Raw genomic sequence first — 2,942 nt, forward strand, 5'->3', positions numbered from 1 at the left:
GCCCCGCGGAAGGAGGAGCGGCGCTGGGTGCGTGCGATCGCAAGGCGCCGGAGCGTCCTCATAGCGGAGCTATCAGGACGTTTCGGCAACGCCGCGAGCGTGCGTGCCGGGCGCCGCGGGGCAGGCGGGACTTTCGACACACGCCCTAGGGGGACCGAGCCGCACCCGGAGCTGGGGTGCTGCCCCGAGGCAAGGACGACTGGAACGCGCACCCCTCGGTGCGATGTCGCCCGGGCCGGGCGACAGGAACGGTCCTTGAGGGAGGGGACCTGCCCCGAGGCCAGGCGCCGGGCCGAACGCCCCCGGAGGGGGCGGGTGGGTGGGAGAGAGGGGCGGGCCAAAGGCAAGGGGCCGAGGCCAGAGCGATCCGAACGTGGGTGCGTGTGGAGTGCCACACCCAGGCTGGGGCCAAGGGCACGCGCGTCCAGGGCTGAAGCGCTGCGCCGTGCCCGAGGCCGGGTGCCGGGCTGAATGTCCCAGGCGGGAGAGAGGGGCGGGCCAAAGGCAAGGGGTGGTGAGGCCGGAGCGGCCCGAACCCAGGTGCGGATGGAGTGCTGCGCGGTCCGCGGCTGGGCGCCGTGCCGGCGCGGGCCGGGTGGCAACCCGCACCCGGGGCCTGGAGGGACGGCAAGCGTCACTCGCTCTCCCGGCAGGGATTCAGCGGCAGTTGTCGGCCGCCTCGATCAGGCGGGCCGCCTCGTCGAGGGCCGCCCTCAGGACCGCCGGGTCGGTCGTCAGCTCGGAGGCCTCGTTCTCCGGCGGGAGGAGCCAGTCCGTGCCGTCGTCGGCGGGCGGTACGAGAACCGCCCCGCGCCCCGCCGTCTGCGTACAGGCGCTGCCGGGCACGTCCCAGCCGTCCGCGGTGCCGGGCGGGACGAGGAAGCCGAGCGTGCCGCAGCCCCCGTCGTGCAGCACGGGCCCGACGGTCTCCGCGCAGCCGCGCCGCAGGATGTCGACGGCCTCCAGACCCTGCCGGGCCGGAACCGTGACCAGGTCGCAGCCCCCGGGCGGCCGCTCGCTGTGCTCCTCGGCCGGCCTGTGCCGCGCCGTCGACGTCATGGGCTGTGCCGCGTCCAACACCTCGGCCCCTCCTGGTTCGTGGGGATTTCGCCGCATGGTTCAACGCGCGGCCGCGTCAACGGCTACGGCGCCGTGCCGCCGCAAAGGATGGCAGTTCATGGCAGATCTCGGGTGAGATATCCGGTTTGTAGCCAAACACTGCGTGTCGCCGTCGTGACGGACGGTACCTTCGAGCCTCGCCGGGACGAGGGAGGCAACTCCCGCGGTGCCCGGCACGGTTCGCACGGGAGGACCCTCTCATGAGCTCGTCGCCGTATCTCTCGAACGCCCCGGCGCCGCAGACCCCGCGGCCGAATCTCGCCTTCCGGGAACTGCGCGGTCAGCGCTCCCCGGGCGAGTTCGCGGCCGCGGTGCGCCGCGCGGCGCGCGAGATCGGCGAGCGGGTCAGCTGCGACGCGCGCTACATCGGACGCGTGGAGGCGGGCGAGATCCGCTGCCCCAACTACGCGTACGAGCGGGTGTTCCTGCACCTGTTCCCGGGCCGGACGCTGGCGGACCTGGGGTTCGCCCCGCGTTCGGCGGTCCGGGGCCGGGCGGTGCGCCCGCTCGCGGACGGACCCGCGACCCGGCACGACCCCACAGCCACAGGCACAGCCGCGTCCGCACCCGTGCCCGTACCCGCACCACGCGAAGAACACGTCCACCCACCACGCGAAGAAACAGACCCACCACACGAGTACACGCACCACGCGTACACGCACCACGAGGAGAGCGACGTGCGGCGTCGCGCATTCATGACCGGCATGACCGGCTCGACGGCCACCGTCGCGGTGGCCGCCCTGACGCCTTTCGGCGTCCCGCTCGGCGCCGCGGCGCAGGACGCCCCACTGGAGCGGCATCCCGCGAAGGCGGGTGTCGGCGCCGTGGAAGAAGCGATCCGCCGGATCCGGCTGCTGGACGACCGGCACGGCGCCGACGGGCTGTACCAGCGGGCGGCGGCGCCGCTGCGCACCGCGTTCGAACTGCTGGACGCGGGCGCGGCGCCACCGGAGGACATCCAGCGGCTCCAGGCGGGCGCCGGTGAACTGGCGATCTCCGTCGGCTGGTTGGCCCACGACTCGGGCCGCTTCGACGACGCCCGCTCGCACTACGCGGAGGCGCTGGCCACCGCGCGGATGGCCGGGGACGAGGCGCTGGAGGCGCACGCGTTCTGCAACACGGCGTTCCTGGCGCGGGACGCGGGCCGCCCGCGCGAGGCCGTACGGGCGGCGCAGGCGGCGGCCCGGATCGCGGCGCACCTGGGTTCGCCGCGGCTGCTGTCGCTGCTCGCGCTGCGGGAGGCCGGGGGCTGGGCGGGGCTCGGTGACCGGCGGGCCTGCGAGCGGTCGCTGGCGCGGGCGCAGGCGTTGTTCGCGCGGGGCACGACGGAGGCGGATCCGGAGTGGATGTCGTTCTACGGCGAGGCGGAGCTGGAGGGGCTCGAGTCGCAGTGCTGGTCGGCGCTGGGTGACTGGGTGCGGGCGGCCCGGCACGCGCGGCGGTCGGTCGCGTTGCAGGATCCTCACTTCACGCGGAACATCGCGCTGTACACGGCGGAGATGGCGGACGATCTCGCGCGGGCGGGGCGGCCGGACGAGGCGGCGGCCGCGGGGGCGCGGGCGTTGGCGCTGCTGCGGGACGTGCGGTCGTCGCGGATCGAGGCGATGCTGGCCACGACCGCGCGGGTTCTGCTGCCGCACCAGCGGGATGCGAGTGTGGCGGCGTTCCTGGAGGCCCGGACCACGACCCGGGTCTGACCCTCTCGTCGCCGAGTGCGGCCCGGTGGGGGCTGGTCGCGCAGTTCCCCGCGCCCCTGAAATGCAGACCCTTCGGGTCGCATTTCCCCGATAGAGGCTGAGCGGCGAAGCCACTCGCCTCTAGGG

2 protein-coding genes are annotated in these 2,942 nt (G+C 74.7%); one reads left to right on the top strand and one right to left on the bottom strand.

The window, feature by feature from the left end:
• Positions 1–657: 657 nt before the first annotated feature.
• Positions 658–1,059 (bottom strand): hypothetical protein, encoded by a 402-nt coding sequence (locus ACFW9D_RS38345; RefSeq protein WP_188341552.1) that lies wholly within the window; start codon positions 1,057–1,059, stop codon positions 658–660.
• Positions 1,060–1,319: 260 nt separating this feature from the next.
• Here ACFW9D_RS38345 and ACFW9D_RS38350 point away from each other — a divergent pair, with 260 nt between their 5' ends.
• Positions 1,320–2,816 (top strand): tetratricopeptide repeat protein, encoded by a 1,497-nt coding sequence (locus ACFW9D_RS38350; protein ID WP_188338769.1) that lies wholly within the window; start codon positions 1,320–1,322, stop codon positions 2,814–2,816.
• Positions 2,817–2,942 lie beyond the last annotated feature (126 nt).

Origin of the sequence: Streptomyces sp. NPDC059524 (assembly GCF_042749255.1) — a bacterium.
Taxonomy (GTDB): domain Bacteria; phylum Actinomycetota; class Actinomycetes; order Streptomycetales; family Streptomycetaceae; genus Streptomyces; species Streptomyces xanthii.